The sequence below is a fragment of the Flavobacterium bizetiae genome (assembly GCF_024271895.1).
Classification (GTDB): domain Bacteria; phylum Bacteroidota; class Bacteroidia; order Flavobacteriales; family Flavobacteriaceae; genus Flavobacterium; species Flavobacterium bizetiae.
Window position 1 is genome coordinate 2498214 of record NZ_CP091861.1, and the last position, 18755, is coordinate 2516968.

The 18755-nt window shown below is 34.5% G+C and carries 13 protein-coding genes; 7 read left to right on the forward strand and 6 right to left on the reverse strand.

The annotated features are described in order from the left end of the window. Positions 1 to 137: 137 nt before the first annotated feature. The 3 genes from pgl to gndA form a co-directional block, all read right to left on the reverse strand. Positions 138 to 857 (reverse strand): 6-phosphogluconolactonase, encoded by a 720-nt coding sequence (gene pgl, locus L0669_RS10825; protein ID WP_263763398.1) that lies wholly within the window; start codon positions 855 to 857, stop codon positions 138 to 140. A gap of 78 nt (positions 858 to 935) precedes the next feature. After that, a complete protein-coding gene (gene zwf / locus L0669_RS10830) occupies positions 936 to 2447 on the reverse strand; it encodes a glucose-6-phosphate dehydrogenase (RefSeq protein WP_173970703.1) in 1512 nt (503 codons plus the stop codon). Between the two features lie 39 nt (positions 2448 to 2486). Further along, positions 2487 to 3893, reverse strand: coding sequence for an NADP-dependent phosphogluconate dehydrogenase (gene gndA / locus L0669_RS10835; RefSeq protein ID WP_263763401.1), 1407 nt, complete (start codon positions 3891 to 3893; stop codon positions 2487 to 2489). 286 nt (positions 3894 to 4179) lie between these two features. Between gndA and L0669_RS10840 the strand changes: the two genes are divergently transcribed. Beyond that, on the forward strand, positions 4180 to 6114 hold the full coding sequence (locus L0669_RS10840; RefSeq protein ID WP_263763403.1) for an amino acid permease: 1935 nt from the start codon (positions 4180 to 4182) through the stop codon (positions 6112 to 6114). A 231-nt stretch (positions 6115 to 6345) separates the two neighbouring features. Here L0669_RS10840 and L0669_RS10845 read toward each other — a convergent pair whose 3' ends face one another. Then, positions 6346 to 7548, reverse strand: coding sequence for an aminotransferase class I/II-fold pyridoxal phosphate-dependent enzyme (locus tag L0669_RS10845; RefSeq protein WP_263763405.1), 1203 nt, complete (start codon positions 7546 to 7548; stop codon positions 6346 to 6348). 341 nt (positions 7549 to 7889) lie between these two features. Between L0669_RS10845 and L0669_RS10850 the strand changes: the two genes are divergently transcribed. The 3 genes from L0669_RS10850 (at position 7890) to L0669_RS10860 (ending at position 11644) form a co-directional block, all read left to right on the forward strand. Further along, a complete protein-coding gene (locus tag L0669_RS10850; protein WP_042566586.1) occupies positions 7890 to 8345 on the forward strand; it encodes an Lrp/AsnC family transcriptional regulator in 456 nt (151 codons plus the stop codon). Between the two features lie 568 nt (positions 8346 to 8913). Then, positions 8914 to 10317 (forward strand): dihydrolipoyl dehydrogenase, encoded by a 1404-nt coding sequence (lpdA, locus tag L0669_RS10855; RefSeq protein WP_173970708.1) that lies wholly within the window; start codon positions 8914 to 8916, stop codon positions 10315 to 10317. A gap of 784 nt (positions 10318 to 11101) precedes the next feature. Further along, positions 11102 to 11644 carry a lipocalin family protein gene (locus L0669_RS10860; protein ID WP_263763407.1) on the forward strand — a complete coding sequence of 181 codons (543 nt, stop codon included), beginning with the start codon at positions 11102 to 11104 and terminating at the stop codon, positions 11642 to 11644. A gap of 87 nt (positions 11645 to 11731) precedes the next feature. Here L0669_RS10860 and L0669_RS10865 read toward each other — a convergent pair whose 3' ends face one another. Both L0669_RS10865 and L0669_RS10870 read right to left on the reverse strand, forming a co-directional pair. Next, on the reverse strand, positions 11732 to 12106 hold the full coding sequence (locus L0669_RS10865) for a DoxX family membrane protein (protein WP_173970710.1): 375 nt from the start codon (positions 12104 to 12106) through the stop codon (positions 11732 to 11734). 209 nt (positions 12107 to 12315) lie between these two features. Next, positions 12316 to 13215, reverse strand: a complete 900-nt coding sequence (locus L0669_RS10870) for a DUF4349 domain-containing protein (protein ID WP_263763409.1) — start codon at positions 13213 to 13215, stop codon at positions 12316 to 12318. A 186-nt stretch (positions 13216 to 13401) separates the two neighbouring features. Here L0669_RS10870 and L0669_RS10875 point away from each other — a divergent pair, with 186 nt between their 5' ends. The 3 genes from L0669_RS10875 (at position 13402) to L0669_RS10885 (ending at position 18428) form a co-directional block, all read left to right on the forward strand. Further along, positions 13402 to 14688: an anthranilate synthase component I family protein gene (locus L0669_RS10875; RefSeq protein WP_263763412.1), complete on the forward strand. Its 1287-nt coding sequence runs from the start codon at positions 13402 to 13404 to the stop codon at positions 14686 to 14688. A 337-nt stretch (positions 14689 to 15025) separates the two neighbouring features. Then, positions 15026 to 16345 carry a tRNA lysidine(34) synthetase TilS gene (gene tilS, locus L0669_RS10880; RefSeq protein WP_263763414.1) on the forward strand — a complete coding sequence of 440 codons (1320 nt, stop codon included), beginning with the start codon at positions 15026 to 15028 and terminating at the stop codon, positions 16343 to 16345. Beyond that, on the forward strand, positions 16335 to 18428 hold the full coding sequence (locus L0669_RS10885; RefSeq protein WP_263763416.1) for a protein-disulfide reductase DsbD family protein: 2094 nt from the start codon (positions 16335 to 16337) through the stop codon (positions 18426 to 18428). The genes tilS and L0669_RS10885 overlap by 11 nt, the downstream gene beginning before the upstream one ends. The last annotated feature ends 327 nt before the right edge of the window (positions 18429 to 18755 follow it).

Sequence of the window (18755 nt, forward strand, 5' to 3'; positions counted from 1 at the left end):
AATAATTAGTGCTAATTTGTGAAATTTGTGGCAAAAAACCCTTGTGTCTTAGAGTCTTCGTGGCGAAAAAAAAGAAACCCGCGTAAAACAGTTAAATCTGTAAAATCCGCGGGCAAAAATCTATTTAATATCTTGTCTTACAGCAATCTTGAAGCTCCCTCATCAACAAACCAAGTCAATTTTCCGTCAATAGGATTTATCAATTGAGAAGGGTAGTTATTAACGTCTTTTTGCTCGTCTTTAATTACATGTTTTAATGCTTCGGCTTTGTTTTCTCCAAAAACTAAAAAAGCCACATTTAATGCTTTATTGATTAACGGAGCTGTTAGACTAATACGATGTGTGTTTAATTTTTCTACAAATACTGATGCTACAGTAGCTTCAGTATTACCAACCAAAGTAGTGTGTGGGAAAATAGAAGCGGTGTGTGCGTCATCTCCCATACCTAAAAGAATCAAATCAAAAACAATATCATTATTGTTAAAATGTTTGTCAATTCTGTTTTTATAATCAGCGGCCGCAGCTTCTGGATCTAAAGTAGTGTTGACATAAAAAATATGATCTTCTGGCGTTTCTAAAATATCAAAAAAAGATTTTTTAGCCATCAAACCGTTATAGTTTTCGTCGTTTGCAGGAACATTACGTTCGTCGCCAAAAAAGAAAAACACCTTGTTCCAGTCGATTTTATTTCGGTATTCAGTAGCCAGGAAAGTATAAAGTGCTTTTGGTGAATTTCCTCCGGTAAGCACAAAATTAAAACGATCGTTTTTTTCTATTGCTTTTTGTGCAATTTCAATAATGTAATTAGCTAGATCCAGCGTTAATTCTTCGGTTGTTTTGTATATACGTAAGTTCATGTTTTTTATTCTAAATAAGTAATAACGAAGCACAAATATTTTTTTAATTCATTTGTACTTCGTTCAATTACGTTTGTATTATTCTTTTTCCTTTAATGGCAGATTAAACCAGTGAAAACCATCTCTTGCAATCAATGCTTCTGCTTTTTCAGGTCCCCAGCTGTCAGCATGATAATTAGGGAAGTTAATTGATTTTTTGCTTTCCCAGGAGTTCAGGATTGGCATCACCAATTCCCATGCAGCTTCTACCTGATCGCCACGCATAAATAATGTTTGATCACCCATTATAGCATCTAAGAGCAAGGTTTCGTAAGCTTCCGGACTGTCATTTTTATAAGTGCCTTTATAATCAAAAATCATGTCTACCGGATTTAGAACCATATTAAGACCAGGTCTTTTAGCCAATACTTGCATACGAATACTCATCTCAGGCTGAATGCTGATTATTAAGCGGTTTTGCTGCCAGTTTTCGGTTGCGCTTCCGGAAAAAATCTGATGAGGCACATCTTTAAATTGAATAGTGATTAAAGACGAAGTTTGATTTAATCGCTTTCCTGTTCTTAAATAGAAAGGAACGCCTTGCCATCTCCAGTTATCGATATGAAATTTAGCCGCTGCAAAAGTTTCTGTATTAGATTCCGGGTCAACATTTTTTTCCTGGCGATATCCAAGTACTTCCTGGCCCTCGACCCAGCCTTTGCTATATTGACCACGAACAGTGTTAAAACGTATATCCTCCTGAGAAAACGGACGAACAGCTTTTAAGACTTCTACTTTACGATTTCTAATTTCCGTCGCATCAAAACTTATAGGAGCTTCCATTCCAACTAAACAAAGCAGTTGTAAAAGGTGATTTTGAATCATGTCTCTCAGCGCTCCCGCTCCTTCATAATAGCCACCGCGATCTTGTACGCCCAATTGCTCTGTTACCGAAATTTGGATATGATCAATATATTGCCTGTTCCATAAAGGCTCAAACATAGCATTTGCAAAACGGAAAGCCATCATGTTCTGCACCGTTTCTTTTCCTAAATAGTGATCTATACGATAGATTTGCTTTTCTGTAAAAATGGTACTTAACAAAGAGTTTAAATCTTTTGCCGTTTCTAAATCGTAGCCAAAAGGCTTTTCGATTATAATTCGGCTATTGTCTTCGTTTTCAGTTAATTTGTATTTTTTTAAGCTTTCGGCAATTACAGGAAAAAAGCTAGGCGCTACGGCTAAGTAAAAAATTACCTGTGTACCTTCTCCATATTCCTTTTGGTATTTTTCGATACAGGATTTTAAATTTTCAAAAGTTTGAGGCTGATCAAAATCCGTAGCACAATAATGTAAAGTATTGCCAAAACGATCCCATTTTTCTTTGACTTTTCCGGTGCGTGAAAATGCGCAAACAGCATCTTCCAGCGCGTCTTTATAGCCTTGATCAGTATATTCTGTTCTCCCTGTGCCAATGATGGCAAATTGATCCGGCATATAGCCTTCGATAAACAAATTATAAAGTGCCGGAGCTAATTTTCTTTTATTTAAATCACCTGTTCCTCCAAAAATTACAAAAATAGTGGGGTTTAACTTGGCTTTAGTTTTCATATTTATATTGTCATTGGTGTATTAAAACATTGATGCTGGTTAGTTCCATTTGGCATGAAAAACACCTTCTTTATCAATGCGTTCAAAAGTATGAGCTCCAAAGAAATCTCTCTGTGCCTGAATTAAGTTCGAAGGCATTCGAGCGCTTGTAATAGTGTCAAAATAAGTAAGAGTCGAAGCAAAAGCAGGAATGCCAATGCCAGAACTCACACAAGCAGCAACAGTTTTGCGGGTACCTGCCAGAGTAGATTTGATGATTTCCTGAATGACTGCATCTCCAAACAAATGTTCTAATGAGTTATTTTTATCATAAGCCTGATAAATATCTTCTAAGAATTTGGCTCTAATGATACATCCTCCACGCCAAATTTTGGCAATTTCGTTTAATTTCAATTCGTACTTGTATTCTTTAGAAGCTTGTACAAGCAAATGCAAACCTTGTGCATAAGCAGAAATCATAGAAAAATAGAATGCATTTTCAAGATCATCAATTGAAATGTCAATTTTAGAATCTTTTTTACCAAAAGCCTCTTCCAGCGAAACTCTCAGCGCTTTGTATTTAGATAAATCACGATTGGTAACCGCTTCATTAATAGTAGGGACAGGCAATTGCAGTTCCATTGAAACCTCTGAAGTCCATTTTCCGGTACCTTTTGATCTTGCTTCATCTTTGATCATATCCAGAAGATCGTTTGGTGTTTCGGTATCTTTAACAGGGAAAATATCGGTCGTAATTTCTAATAAAAAAGATTGAAGTCTTCCTTCATTCCATTTCTTAAATACATTATGTATTTCCTGATTCGAATATCCCAAACCATTTTTAAGAATTCCATACGTTTCGGCAAGAAGCTGCATAATAGCATATTCAATTCCATTATGTACCATCTTTACAAAATGTCCGGATGCACCAGGACCAATATAAGTTACACACGGATCGTTGTTTACTTTTGCAGCAATGGCTTCAAAGATATCTTTCATGACATTGTAGGCGTTTTTGTCTCCACCAGGCATCATACTAGGTCCAAATCGTGCACCTTCTTCACCACCGGAAATACCCATCCCAAAGAAATGTAATCCATCATTTTCTAATTCTGCTACTCTTCGGTTGGTATCGCTAAAATGAGAGTTTCCACTATCAATAATGATATCGCCTTTGCTTAAAAGCGGTTTCAATTCAGCAATAACACTATCAACAATTGGTCCGGCAGGCACTAATAAAATTAGCGTGCGCGGTGTTTGCAAACTGTCAATGAAATTTTCGATATTATCAAAACCTTCCAGATTATGATTTTTACCTTCATCTTCAAGTTTCGCAATCATTTTTTGGTCTTTGTCATATCCTGTAACAGAAAAACCTTTGTCTGCCATATTCAATAAAAGGTTTCGGCCCATTGTGCCTAATCCAATCATTCCTAATTTATATTTTTTAGAATCGTTATTTGCCATTTTTTATACATTTAGAATATTCAAAAATAAGGTTTAAAATTTATATTATTGAGGATTAGTCCTGATTTCGAAGTAAGGAAATGATATTTTAACTTTGAGGCTATTGAGGTAAATTATGTTATAAAGAAAAATCTTTAATTATTATATTGTTTAGATTTAATTTTATGAGAATAACTAAAGAGAAAACAAAATGGTTTTATATATTTGAAATCAGGATAATTTTTGCATTATTTGCAAAATAAAACAGCAAACACCGATTTAAATTAATTTAAAAGCAAAACCATATATGGCATTATCAGGTTTATTCCGAAAAAAAACGGTACAAGATATTCTGAAACAAGTTGCAAAAAACGAAGCAGACGGTCATAATGCATTGGGAAAGCATTTAACTACTAAAGATTTAACTGCATTTGGAATTGCTGCAATTGTTGGTGCAGGAATTTTTAGTACTATCGGAAAAGCCAGTGCAGACGGTGGTCCAGCGGTGATTTTTTTGTTTTTGTTTACTGCTTTAGCCTGTAGTTTTGCCGCATTTGCTTACGCCGAATTTGCCTCAATGGTTCCGGTTTCAGGAAGTGCTTACACGTACTCCTATGTTGCTTTTGGAGAAATAATCGCCTGGATAATTGGTTGGGCTTTAATCATGGAATATGCCGTGGGTAATATAACTGTAGCCATATCATGGAGTGATTATTTTACGACGCTGCTCCAGAGTGGCGGAATTCATCTCCCGCAATGGATCCAGATGGATTACCTAACCGCTTCAAACGGATTTAAAGATGCTACAGCATTAATGCAAGGCGGAAAATCATACGATAATTTAGGTAGAGGTTTACAAGAAGCCTATACTGCCTGGACAACAGCGCCAACTATTGGCTCTTTTCACTTTGTAGCCGATTTACCTGCATTGTTTATCATTATTTTAATTACCGCTTTGGTTTACAGAGGTATGAAAGAATCGCGTAATGCGAGTAACTTAATGGTAATTGTAAAACTTTGTATCGTACTTTTAGTAATTGCAGTGGGTGTATTTTACGTAGATACAGCAAATTGGGATCCGTTTGCACCAAATGGAGTTAGCGGAGTCTTAAAAGGAGTTTCGGCCGTTTTCTTTGCTTACATTGGTTTCGACGCCATCTCAACAACTGCCGAAGAATGTAAAAATCCGCAACGTGATTTACCACGAGGTATGATGTGGGCGATTATTATTTGTACTATTTTATACATTGCCATTGCCTTGGTTTTAACCGGAATGGTACGTTATAACGAATTAAATGTTGGAGATCCTTTAGCATTTGTTTTCGATAAATTAAAATTAAAGTGGATGTCAGGTATTATAGCTGTAAGTGCTGTAGTAGCAATGGCAAGTGTTCTTTTGGTATTTCAAATGGGTCAGCCACGTATCTGGATGAGTATGAGCCGTGATGGTTTATTACCAAAGAAATTTTCGAGAGTACATCCAAAATTCAAAACACCATCTTTCGCTACGATTGTAACTGGTTTTGTGGTAGCGGTTCCGGCTTTGTTTCTAAACCTGACAATGGTAACAGATTTATGTAGTATCGGGACATTATTTGCCTTTGTATTGGTTTGTGCTGGAGTTTTAGTTTTACAAAACAAACCTGAAATTCCAAGAGGAAAATTCAAAACGCCTTATATCAATTCAAAATTTATTTTACCGGTTTTAATGATTGCGGGATTGTATTATGCTTTTGCTTTCAATAATAAAGCAACAATGGCTTTCATTAATAATGATGCACAAACGTATGATGCAACAACTATTATTACATCATTAAATAAAGACGAATCAGCAAAAGTTTTTAATTATTTAGAAAGTATCGATGTTCATAATAAAACTGCCGAAACTGCCGATTTAGAGCATTTACTAAGTCAATATCAGGACGACGACGCAAAATATGCCGAGGTTGTAAAAGGATTGCCTATCAGTGATTCATTAAAATACGAAACAGGTTTTAGTTTATTCAAACACAAAATCCCAATGTGGATATTCTTAGTGGTTTTGGTTGGTTTAGCTGTTTGGGCATTCAGAAAAAATCTTTCTTTAATTCCGCTTTTAGGACTTATTTGCTGTCTTTACATGATGGCAGAACTAAGCGTCTGGAACTGGATTTACTTCACCATCTGGTTATTAATCGGATTATTTATTTACTTTACATACAGTAGAAAAAACAGTAAACTAAACTTCGTTGAGAAGTTATAAGTTTTGAGTTATAAATTATAAATGAGAAAGCCGTTCTGATAAATTTCAGAACGGCTTTTTTTATTCTATTAAAGATTAATAAAAGAATTTAGTTTCACGCAGATCTTGCAGATTTCAGCAAATTTACTTTAGATCATAATAAATAAAATCTGTTTATATCGGCCTGCATCTTTCAAAATCTGCGTGAAACAATTTTATAAAATTCTCAGTGAATCTTTTCGAAAGTAATAGTTACAAAACCCCAAGCTCTATCATACAAGCTTTCATTATTTTATAAGTACGTTCGATATCATTATCCAGCCCAATCGAAAAACGAATCAAACCATCCGTCAATCCCATTTCGTGTTGCTCTTCTAACGGAATCTCGCTCGAAGTCGAAGTTCCAGGTGCGCTAAATAATGTTTTATAAAATCCAAGACTTACAGCCAAATAACCTAAGTTTCTGGCTTGCATCAACTCCATCAATTCATTGGCTTTAGCCAAAGTACCAACGTCGATTGTCAGCATTCCTCCAAAACCATATTCCAGATTAATCATCGTTTTGTACAGTTCATGACTCGGGTGACTTTTCAAGCCCGGATAAACCGTTTTAAGTCCGTCTTTTTCAAACTGATCCGCCAGAAAATGTGCATTATGACTGTGTTGCTTGATACGAATATGCAACGTACGCAGGTTTTTCATTACACTCGCAGATCGCAAACTATCCATCGTTGGTCCCAAAAGCATACTCGCTCCTGAGTTTACATTTTTCAGCGAATTAATAAATTCCTTCGATGCACAAGTCACGCCGCCAACCGTATCGCTGCTTCCGTTGATGTATTTTGTCAAACTATGAATCACAATATCAGCGCCTAATTTTGCAGGCGAAACCGACAAAGGCGAAAACGTATTATCAACCACCAATTTCAGATTATGCTTTTTAGCAAGTTGAGCCAAACCCGCAATATCCGCCACTTCCAATAACGGATTACTTACCGTTTCGCAATACAAAACCTTAGTTTTTGGTGTAATTGCCGCTTCTACAACATCAAGTTTTGTAATGTCTACAAAGCTCGTTTCAATCCCAAAACGTGGTGTGAAATTTTTCAAAAAAGCATAAGTTCCGCCATAAATTGTTCGGCTCGAAACAATATGATCGCCCGCACCGCAAAGTTGCAATAGAGTAGGTGTAATTGCTCCCATTCCCGAAGCCGATACATTTGCCGTTTCCGTTCCTTCCATCGCCGCCAAAGCCTGATCCAGATACAAATTACTAGGCGAAGAATGGCGCGAATACAAATAGCAACCCTCCATATTTCCTTCAAAAGTATCAAACATCGTTTTTGCCGATAAAAAAGTATAAGTCGAAGAATCAGAAATTGAAGGATTCACTCCTCCAAATTCACCAAAGTATTGCAAATCCTGAATCTTATCTGCTGGGTTAAAGTCTTTCATTTTTATGTCATTGCGAGGAACGAAGCAATCTCGTCCCTTAGTTAGTATTAGTTTTGCGTTTGTATTGGAATTTATTTTTTGAAGCTATTTCCTGCTATCCGTTTCAATCTTTTGTGCCGAACGCCGGCACAAAAGGATTTCCACTTCTATCAGGGCTATGAAACTCGTTTCCAAAATAAATTCTATTCAAAATAACGTTTATTAAGAAAATTAATCAACCATAAAGCTTATAATTAGATTTTAAAACTATAAATAGATATTTGTAAGGATTTTTAATCTAAATTTGATACAGAAAGTACAATTCAATAGATTTTCTTTCACTTTAACAATAAACCGGAACTATGACTTTAGACGCCACAGATAAAAAACTCCTCGTTTTACTACAAACAGACAGTAAAAAAACAACCAAAGAATTGTCTTTAAAACTCAACCTTTCGGTAACCGCAGTTTACGAACGCATCAAAAAGTTAGAGCGCGAAGGCATAATCAAAAACTATGTAGCATTAGTCGATAAAACCAAAATCGATAAAGGATTTGTCGTTTTCTGCCATTTAAAACTCATTCAGCACACCAAAGAATTTCTAACCAAATTCGAAAGCGAAGTCATCAAACTCAACGAAGTTTTAGAATGCCATCATGTAAGCGGTGATTACGATTATATTCTCAAAGTATTGGTAAAGGATATGGAAGCGTATCGTGAATTTTTGGTAACAAAACTGACCTCATTACAGCATATTGGAAGCACACAAAGTATGTTTATGATTAGTGAAGTAAAAAATTCGACGGTGATTTTTTAGGAAGGTGCAGAGGAACAGAGGGACAAAGCGACAAAGTTTTTTTTTTAAGGTGCTAAGATTCTGAGTTGCTAAGGTTCTAAGGTTTTTAGGCATAACGGTTTTTCTGTAGAGGCGCACAGCAGTGCGTCTAACGCATGATGAGTTTTTGAGATTTTAAAATAATCTCGCAAAGTCGCGAAGTCGCAAAGTTTTTTTCGTCATTTTTTTATTTTGAGGAAGGAAGGATTTCCGTAATAAAATCTATAAAGATTGGCGACATTCTGTGCGGAGCTTCTTGTGGAGATCCTTCGTTCCTCAGGAGGACAAGATTGTGTGTAAACTTTGCGAAAAACTTCTTTCATAATCTTCAAATCAAAAAACTTTGCGACTTCGCGTCTTTGCGAGATTAAAATAAACTTAGCAAACCTTAAAAAAAAATGCGACTTTCCGAGATTAAAAAAGCTTTGCGCCTTTGTGTCTTCGTGGCAAATCCCTTCACTAAACTTTCACACAAAAAACATTGAGATTTAAACTTTAAACAAAACTTTATTCCTTAATTTTGTATCGCTAAAAATAAAATTTACAAACTATGAGTTCATTTGACGTAGTCATTATAGGTTCAGGTCCTGGCGGATATGTATCAGCAATTCGTTGCGCACAATTAGGTTTCAAAACAGCAATTGTAGAAAAGTATAATTCTCTTGGCGGAACCTGCCTTAACGTAGGTTGTATTCCTTCAAAAGCATTATTATCTTCTTCTCATCATTATGCCGAAATTGCTCATTTTGCAGATCACGGAATCGAAGTTTCTGGAGATGTAAAAATCAATTTAGAAAAAATGATTGCTCGTAAGCAAGCAGTTGTAGATCAAACCGTAGGTGGAATCAACTACTTAATGGATAAAAATAAAATTACAGTTTTCAATGGTTTAGGTTCTTTCGTAGATGCAACTCACATTGCAGTTGCAAAAGCTGACGGAACATCAGAAACTATCGAAACTAAATATGCTGTAATTGCTACAGGTTCAAAACCATCTTCTTTGCCGTTCATCAAAATCGATAAAGAAAGAATCATTACTTCTACAGAAGCTTTGGCTTTAAAAGAAGTTCCAAAACACTTAGTAATTATTGGTGGTGGAGTTATCGGAATCGAGCTTGGACAAGTTTACCTACGTTTAGGAGCGCAAGTTTCTGTTGTAGAATTCATGGACAGAATCATTCCTGGAATGGATAGTTCATTGTCTAAAGAATTGACTAAAGTATTGAAAAAACAGGGAATGAAATTCTATGTTTCTCACAAAGTAAAATCAGTAGAAAGAAACGGCGATGCTGTTACAGTTCAGGCTGAAAATGCAAAAGGAGAAACTATTACTCTTGAAGGAGATTATTCATTAGTTTCTGTTGGTCGTCGTCCTTACACAGACGGATTAAACGCTGACAAAGCCGGAGTAAAAATTTCAGACAGAGGACAAGTTGAAGTAAACGATCATTTACAAACTAATGTTCCTAATATTTATGCAATTGGTGATGTTGTTCGTGGAGCAATGTTAGCGCACAAAGCAGAAGAAGAAGGAACTATGGTTGCTGAAATCTTAGCAGGTCAAAAACCACATATCGATTATAACTTAATTCCTGGTGTAGTATACACTTGGCCAGAAGTTGCTGCAGTTGGACAAACTGAAGAGCAGGTAAAAGCTTCAGGAACGGAATATAAAGTGGGAAGCTTCCCATTCAAAGCTTTAGGTCGTGCAAGAGCAAGTGGAGATCTTGACGGATTCGTAAAAATCATTGCTGATGCTAAAACTGATGAGGTTTTAGGAGTTCACATGATTGGAGCTCGTACAGCTGATTTAATTGCAGAAGCTGTTACAGCAATGGAATTTAAAGCGTCTGCTGAGGATATCTCAAGAATGAGTCATGCGCATCCAACTTTCGCGGAAGCGGTAAAAGAAGCAGCATTAGCCGCTACAGATAATAGAGCATTACACGTATAATTTACGTTAAATATATTTTTAAAAACCGCCAATCTTGAGATTTCAGGATTGGCGGTTTTTTTATTATGTAATGATTATTGGTAATAGCATTAAGTGAAGAAAAGCATCTCTAGTATTTGTATCGAATAAGTCTCGTCTCTAGAAATGACAAATTAGGCGAAAATATTCTAATGAAAATGAGTGCCCTAGCCCCGATAGAAGTGGAAATCCTTTTGTGGCGGTGTTCGCCACAAAAGATTGGAACGAATTGCTTCGCCAATTCGCACTTTCAGGCTCGGGTGCGGGATTAGCTCCTGAAAAAAAAAGATTTATTTTATCATTACCAATCGAAAAGACAATATTGGGTTTATCCTCATCGTTTTATATCTCGTAGAGATTATATGTTGGTAGAAAAAATAGCATTCACCATATTGTTTGTCTCGTAGAGACTACATATTTATAGTAGATAAAATATTTTATTCATTAGATAGATTATTAAAATCTAAAAAAGCTCCAGAGGAGCAAAATATTTATAGCAGAGCATTGCCGTAAAGATTCCAAGCTCCAGCGGAGCGACATATTTATAATCGATACATATGTCGCTCCGCTGGAGCTTTAGGTCGACGACATTAAATTATGTTATAGATATTTAGCTTCTCTGAAGCTTTTTATATCTAATACAATTTAGCTTAAAAATAATTCTAACAAAAGATTTCAATAGTTAGAAAATATAAAATCAAATAATAATTCTGTAAAATAGTTCTCCTGATCTCGTGCTATCTTTATAGATCTAAAAGATAATATTATGAAAAGTAGATATATAGCTCCGGTTTTGGTAGGAGCAGGAGTGGCCCTTGCGCTTTATTCCTGTGGAGCAACAATTCCCGAAAAAGCAAAAGCAGTCACTAATTTTGATAAAGCAAAATATTTAGGAAAATGGTATGAGATTGCGAGACTCGATTTTAAATATGAAAAAGGTCTTAACAATGTCACCGCCGAATATTCTCTAAACGATAACGGAACCATAAAAGTGGATAATAAGGGCTACAATGTCAAAAAAGACAAATGGGAAGAAAGCATAGGAAAAGCCAAATTTGTCAAAAAAGATAATATTGGTATGCTTAAAGTCTCATTTTTTGGTCCTTTTTATGCCGGATATAATGTAATTGCGATTGAAGACAATTATAAATATGCGCTTGTAGTTGGAGAAAACTTAAAATACATGTGGATACTTTCGAGAGAAACTACAATCCCGGAAAGTGTAAAAGCAGATTTTCTGATAAAAGCCCGAGAAATTGGATTTGAAATTTCAGATCTGGTTTGGGTAAAACACGATAAAGCAAATTGATAGGGATTTTAAGGTTGAAATTTTTATTAAAGAACAAACCCGATACTTTTTGAGTATCGGGTTTGTTTATTTTTAAGAGAAAATAGATTATCTGGTAAAAACACTTTTGTAATTATCCCAATATCTGTAAATCAAAAATAAGTTAGCTAAGAACAATAAAACCGCAATTGGTAAACCTTCAGGAGCTAAAAAATAATTGATAAACAAAATGTTTACCGTAATAGGTAAGATCAAAATATTAGCCAATGTTACGTAACGCCCGGTTACAAAAGCAATTCCGCAAAGTAATTCGATCGACTTTGCTAAAGGCATTATATACTTAGAAGCCATTAAACCAACATTAAAAGCCTTAAAATTCCCTGTTGTTTCCGGTTCAGGAGCTAAATGAAAAAAGTAACTGATAGAAGCAAAGAGTAATAAAAGACCAATTAAAACGCGGACAATAATAGTAGCAATTTTCATAACACTTAGGGTTTTAAAATAGGTTAAAAAAGTATAATTTATTTTGTGGAAAACGTTGTAATCTGAATCCTCTAATAAAATGAAAATCAATTTTTAAAGCTATTCTACTGAGAATTTTACAATCTTTATAATCCTATTTTGGGATTAATACAATGCTATATCAAATATAATGAATTTTTTGTTATGAAATTGCTATTTTATTAACAGTTTTATTGTTTCTTTCCGTATTTTTTGTAAAGGAAGAATCCACCAAAACCAAGTATGATAAAAGGCCAAAGATTAATTAAAAACACGAAAATTGATTCCAGAATATACCAGCCACTTTTAAGGGAATCCAGAATTTGTAAACCTAAATTTGGTTTGTAAGCATTGCTGTTTTTCTCGCCAGCCATTGTTTCGTGTCTGATGGTTTCGTTTTGATAAAGCTGCAAAGTTATAGTGCTAAAATTTACCTGATCCTGCAATGATAAATTATCAATTGCACGATTGTCAGAAGCTTCTTTTTGGTTGGCCAAAGTATTTTCGGCTTCCATAATATCATTTATTTTCTTGCCTTTGGTGTCTATTGCTTTTTCGACTCTTTTTTCGGTTGATGCGCTTCTTTTTTGCGAAAGCTGATTCGCTAATAATTTCAATGAAACATCATCGGCTTTAATTACTCTAAAATCGAGAAAATCAATTTGTTTGGCAATTGTTTTAATCACGGTATCCAATTGAGTATTAGGAACGCGGATCGTAATATTATTTTCTACCGTGTATTTAGTAGTTTCAAGTGTGCTGTCCTGACTGATTTTGGTTTTGATCTGTTCATGAATGTTGCTCTGCAAATTAGTATAAGTAACAAAACCTCCAAATTTTTGCGTAGCATTTTCAATTGCATAAGTTGACTTGACGACATTTTTTACCTTGAATTTAATATCAGCAGTTCTAATAAATTTCTGCTTACTGTTTTTATCGACTACCGCAGCCGAAGATGAAACAGCAGTACTATCTGCTGAAACTTTCATATCTGCCGATTCTCCATACGAAGAGTTATCAGCTTTTTTACAAGAAAATAGTAATGCGATGATTACTACAGAAGTCAGTCCTAATTTTGCAATTGTTTTCATAAAGGTTTTAAAATTTGATTAATAAATAAAGTTTTTGGTTTTATTAATAATGCTTTTATGTTAAAAAGCTATTTAAATAATAAGTCTTATTTCGGTATACTAAAAAGTGTGCCAATAATTTTTTGAGTATTATTTTATCGAAGGATTTTTTTTGTCGTAATTTTGAAATCTAAAAATTATACCTTTTTGAGAGTTTCTATTCATAAACATATTTCAAATCCAGAGCATTTTAAACAACAACTTTTAAGCTGGTCGCAACAATTTCGCGAGGTTGTTTTTTTGGATAGCAATTCGTATCCTCAAGAATATTCAAGCTTTGATTGTGTGCTGGCTGTGGATGCTTTTACATCTTTAAAAACTGATTTTCATAACGCTTTTGATGATCTTAAACAATATCAGCAAACGACTAAAGACTGGCTTTTTGGCTATCTTTCCTACGACTTAAAAAATGATGTTGAGGAATTAAAATCGTCTAATTTTGATGGTTTAGATTTTCCGGATTTGTTTTTCTTTCAGCCAAAAAAGATTTTTTTATTGAAAGAAAATGAACTTGAAATTCAATATTTATTGCTTTGTGATGATGAGGTTGAAGATGATTTTGAAGAAATTGTTCAGACTGAAAATAATTCTTTTGAAACCTTAAGTAAAATCGAAGTCGAACAGCGAATTTCGAAAGATTTATATGTAGAAAAAGTAACAAAAATGCTCGACCATATTCATAAAGGAGATATGTACGAGGCTAATTTTTGTATGGAATTTTATGCCGAAAATGCGATTATAAATCCATTAGAAAAATTTCAGAAACTAAATAAAATATCACAAGCACCGTTTTCGGTTTTCTTTAAAAATCATAAGCAATTTTTACTTTCGGCGTCACCAGAACGATATATTAAAAGAATAGGAGAAACTTTGATTTCGCAACCTATAAAAGGAACGTCAAAACGATTTTTAGATCCTGTTGAAGACGAAAAATCAAAACAGTTTTTAGAATCAGATACAAAAGAACGCGCTGAAAATATCATGATTACAGATTTGGTTCGGAATGATTTATCGCATACGGCACAAAAAGGTTCTGTAGAAGTGGCAGAGCTTTGTAAAATCTATTCGTTTTTGCAGGTTCACCAGATGATTTCTACGGTAACTTCAAAATTAGATCCGCAATATTCTCCAATCGATGTTTTAAAAACCACTTTCCCAATGGGAAGTATGACCGGGGCTCCAAAGATTTCGGTTATGAATATTATCGAAAATCTGGAAGAAACCAAACGCGGTTTATACAGCGGATCTATCGGTTATTTTACTCCGGAAGGCGATTTTGATTTTAATGTTGTAATTAGAAGTATTTTATACAATCAGGAAAATAAATATGTTTCGTTTTCTGTGGGAAGTGCTATTACGTCATTATCAATTCCTGAAAACGAATACGAAGAATGTTTGTTGAAAGCTAAGGCAATGCACGAAGTTTTGCAGTAAGTTTTTAAAAAGTTAGCCACGAATTTCACGAATTAGCACGAATTATTTTTTGATGTAGATTGCGTAGATTTATTCTTTTTTGCCACAGATTAAAGGATTAAAATGATTTTGTTTCACGCAGATTCTGCAGATCAAAGCAGATTTTGTTAAAATAATTCGCGGTAATTTGTGTAATTCGTGGCAAAAAAAATGATTTAAAAAATCTGTGTAAATCTTTTAATCAGTGGCAGAAAAATAGATCTGCTAAATCTGCGTGAAAAAATAATTCGTAGCAAAAAATATCACGCTTAACAATTCATTTAAAAATAGATCGAATTTAATTTTTTACTTTTATCGAATGTTTTCAAAATTTCAAAATCACATCACTTCAAGATTTCCATTTCTGGGAGATAAAAAACTATTTCTGGCAGTTAGCGGAGGTTTAGATAGCATGGTTTTATTGCATTTATTACAGCAATTGCCTTATCAAATAGCGGTTTTGCATTGCAATTTCCAACTTCGCGGATTAGAAAGTTTTGGAGATCAGAGTTTTATTCAGGACTATTGTGATCGAAATAACATTCCGATTTTTACCACTCAATTTGATACCGAAGCATTTGCTAAAGATTATAAATTATCGACGCAAGTTGCAGCGCGTGAATTGCGTTATAGTTGGTTTTACGAACTTTTAGAAGAAGAAAAATTCGATTATATTCTAACCGCACATCATGCCGATGATAATCTCGAAACCTTTATTATCAACTTAACCCGAGGAACGGGCTTAGAAGGATTAACCGGAATTCCGGAAGAAAACGATCGAATTATACGTCCGCTTTTGCCTTTTTCAAGAGAAGAAATCCTGAAATATGCACAGGAAAACAATATCGACTGGCGAGAAGACAGCAGCAATGCATCGAATAAATATCTTCGAAATAAAATTCGCCATGATTTAGTTCCGATGCTGAAAGAAATCAATCCTAATTTTTTGAATGCGTTCCGAAAAACACAATCGTATTTGCAGGAATCTCAGGAAATGGTCGAAGATGCGTCGATTATGATTTATCAGCAAGTGGCAAAAGAAGAAGGTGAGGATATACATTTCGATTTAAATCAACTTAAAAAGTTACCCAATTATAAATCTTATTTATACCAATGGCTGAATGAATTTGGCTTTTTGGCGTGGAATGATATTTATGATTTGGTTGATGGACAATCTGGAAAACAGGTACTTTCGGTTGAATTTAGATTGCTAAAAAACCGCGATACCTTAATTTTATCGCCAGTTTTAGAAATGTCAGAAAAGGAAGAATTCGAAATTACGGCAAACGATACAGACGTTAATTTTCCCTTAAAATTGAAGCTTTGTCAAGTAGACGACATTACAATAGATTCAAATAAGGCTATATTTGTGGACGCTGAAAAAATCCAGTTTCCCTTGGTTTTACGTAAATGGAATGAGGGGGATATTTTTCAACCTTTTGGGATGAACGGGAAATCAAAAAAAGTGAGTAAACTTTTTAAAGATGAAAAATTATCGCTGATCGAAAAAGAAAAAATCTGGATTTTATGTTCAGATAATCAAATTGTTTGGGTTGTTGGTGTCAGACAAGATGAACGTTTTAAAATTGAAAATACCACAAATAAAATACTTAAAATAGAATTACATAATGAACTTTAATCAATACCATCAAACGATAATGTCGAAAAGTGTTTGGAATAAAATCATCATATTTTTCCTGTTTTTTGCTTTCGCAAAAGGAAATGCACAAATCCTGGAGCCAGTAAAATGGACTTCAAAAATTGAAAAGAAATCAGGAAACAATGCTGTTTTAATTTTTGATGGAACAATTGAAAAAGACTGGCATATGTATTCGCAATTTACACCAGATGGCGGACCTCTTGCGCTTGAAATTACATTTAAAAATCAAAAAGGAAATTATACTTTAGTTGGAAAAGCCAAAGAAGGTAAAACCAGAACAGCGTTTAATGATGTTTTTGGTGTAAATGAAACTTTCTTTGAAGGAAAAGCACATATCGAGCAGGAAATCACAATCATTAATCCGAACTTAAAAACGGTTGATGTTGAATTTGATTTTCAGGTTTGTAAAGAAGTTTGTATCAATTCGAACAAGAAATTCTCTATTGCAATTCCATCAACATTCAAAATGGATGCGGTTGCAAGTGTAGCAGAAGTAAAGAAAGATGAAACTAAAGTAGTTGGTCTGGCAGTCGATACTGTAAAACCAACAATTGAACCTGCTAAGGTTGAAACTACAAAAGATGCTGTTGCTGAAACTCCATCAAAAGAAGATATGCCTGGTCCAGCTCCGGCAAGAAGTTTATGGTCGATCTTTTTTATTGCTTTTATCTCAGGATTTGCAGCGTTGCTAACTCCTTGCGTTTTCCCGATGATCCCAATGACGGTAAGTTTCTTTACCAAGCAAAGTAAAAGCAGGGCAAAAGGTATTCGTAATGCTATTTTTTACGGACTTTCGATTATCGCTATTTATGTTATTTTAGGATTAATTGTTACTAAAATATTTGGTGCAGATGCATTAAATGCCTTGTCTACAGATGTTTGGTTTAACTTAATCTTCTTTATTATATTGATCATTTTTGCTACTTCATTTTTGGGTGCATTCGAAATTATGCTGCCAAATTCATGGGGAAATAAAGTAGATCAGCAAGCAGACAGAGGCGGAATAATAGGAATATTGTTTATGGCTTTAGCCCTTGCAATTGTATCATTTTCTTGTACAGGACCAATTGTAGGAACTTTATTGGTAGAAGCGGCTTCAAACGGAGGAATTGCTCCGGTTGTCGGAATGTTAGGATTTTCTTTAGCATTAGCATTACCATTTATGTTATTTGCAATGTTTCCGGGCTGGTTAAATTCATTACCAAAATCTGGCGGATGGTTAAATACTGTAAAAGTAGTTTTAGGATTTTTAGAATTGGCTTTAGCATTTAAATTTTTATCAAATGCCGATTTAGTTTTACAATTGCATTTTCTTGAAAGAGAAGTTTTTATTGCCATCTGGATCGCCATTTTTGGGGCTCTGACTTTGTATTTGTTTGGTAAGATTTCATTGCCACACGATAGTCCGCTGCAACATATTTCAGTTGGAAGATTGTATTTAGGATTGCTTACATTAATGTTTACCGTATATTTAATTCCAGGACTTTGGGGAGCACCATTAAAATTAATTAGCGCTTTCCCGCCACCACCACAATATAGCGAAAGCCCGTTTGGAGTAGGAGGTTCTGCTAATTCACTAGGAAGTGCCGAATCTATAAAAGGATTGCCTGACGGAGCAGAATTAGGCCCACACGGTATCATGGTTTTTCATGATTACGAAGATGGTGTAGCGTATGCAAAATCAATCAATAAGCCAATTATGCTTGATTTTACGGGTTATGCTTGTGTGAATTGCAGAAAAATGGAAAACAACGTTTGGTCTGAGCCAACGATTTTACCAATCCTGAAAAACGATGTTGTGTTGATTTCTCTTTATGTAGATGATAAACGCGAGTTGCCAAAAGAGGAACAATTTGTAACCAAATCTGGCGATAAGATCATTACAGTTGGCGATAAATGGACCGATTTTATGATCTCAAAATACAAAACCAATACGCAGCCATTATACATTATAACAGATTTAGAAGGCAATAATTTAAACACTTCTAAACCTACTATTAGTTATGTAAACGCAGATGAATATTTGCATTGGCTGAAAGAAGGAATTGGAAATTTTAAATAATCCCTTTTTTAGAATATAGAATATAGACAATAGAATAAAGAAGTTAGGGAATCTAAAATCTGAATTCTAAAATCTAAAATCATATTAAGGTTGAAATTAATTCAAAATAAAAAGCACTCTAAGTCAGAAACTCAGAGTGCTTTTTTGGTTTTAGGAATAATGAAAATAGTTTTTTTCAGGAGCTAATCCCGCTATACGTTCCAATCTTTTGTGCCGAACCCCGGCACAAAAGGATTTCCACTTCTATCGGGGCTAGGGCAATCATTTTCATAATCATGTTTTCGTTTAGTTTGTCATTTTAGAATCTATATTCTATTCTCTATATTC